The sequence below is a fragment of the Thermoflexus sp. genome (assembly GCF_025055495.1).
Classification (GTDB): domain Bacteria; phylum Chloroflexota; class Anaerolineae; order Thermoflexales; family Thermoflexaceae; genus Thermoflexus.
The window spans coordinates 1-1,115 of record NZ_JANWXB010000232.1 but is presented as its reverse complement, the minus strand read 5'-3'; the positions used below and the strand labels follow the sequence as shown (position 1 = coordinate 1,115).

1 protein-coding gene and 1 pseudogene are annotated in these 1,115 nt (G+C 60.1%); both read right to left on the bottom strand.

Annotation, left to right across the window (positions count from 1 at the left end; genetic code table 11):
- Positions 1-204, bottom strand: a pseudogene (locus NZM16_RS07660) (branched-chain amino acid ABC transporter permease); the annotation flags it as partial.
- A gap of 85 nt (positions 205-289) precedes the next feature.
- Positions 290-1,115: aldehyde dehydrogenase family protein (locus NZM16_RS07655; protein WP_295479711.1), on the bottom strand; the 826-nt coding region annotated here is incomplete at its 5' end.

Genomic DNA, 1,115 nt, shown 5'->3' with positions numbered 1-1,115 from the left:
CGCCACAATGCCAAGCAGGAGGCTCCCCGAGGAACGAATAACAGTCAGACCTATGTAACCGCTGATCAGATAGAGGCCCCCATGGGAGAGATTGGCGATCCGCATCAACCCGAAGATCAGACTGAACCCGCTGGCCACCATGAAATACAGCGCAGCAAGGGATAACCCATTCAAAAGTTGCAAAACCAGGAAGGAAAAGGACATTCCTACCTCCCCAATCAAAGAATCCGTCTCCGTTCCCCCTCATGTTCAGGACCCTGAACGGAATTCGAGATTCCCACGCTGGTCTTTAGCTGTATCGAATCACCTCGGTGGTGCCATACCAACCAAACAGCTCCGAGCTCATGCTCACAATGATGCTCTGAGTCTGGGTGTATTCCCGCATCGCCTCCCATCCATTCTCCCGTCCAAGGCCGCTGGCCTTCAGCCCGCCCCATGGCGACGCCGGATCGATCCGATGATGATCGTTGATCCACACCACCCCCACCTCCAGGGCCTGGGCCACTCGATGGGCCCGTCCTACATCCCGGGTCCACACCGCCGCTGCCAGACCATATGGGGAATCGTTCGCCAGACGAATGGCCTCCGCTTCGTCCTCAAATGGAATCACCACCGTTACCGGTCCGAAGATCTCCTCCCGAGCCACCACCATATCCGGCCGGACATCCCCCAGGACGGTGGGCTCATAGAAATATCCCCGTTGCAGACGTGGATCCTCCGGGATCCGACCCCCGCACAGCAACCGTGCCCCTTCCTGAAGCCCAAACTCCACATATCGCATCACCCGCTCTCGCTGAGCTTGGGAAATCAGGGGACCTACCTGAGTGTCCAGATCCATGGGATCCCCCAGCCGCAGGGCGCGGGTTTTGCGCACCAGTCGCTCCACGAAGGGCTCCAGGATCGGCCGTTGCACCAGCAACCGTGCCCCTTGCACACAAGTCTGTCCAGTGGCAATAAAGGCGGCGAAGGCCGCCCCGTTGACTGCCGCTTCCAGGTCGGCATCCTCAAAGATAAGCACTGGCGCCTTCCCTCCCAGCTCCGCCGTTACCCGGGCAAGGTTCCATCCTGCGGCGGCCGCCACTGCCCGCCCTGTCGCTGTCCCTCCAGTGAGATCC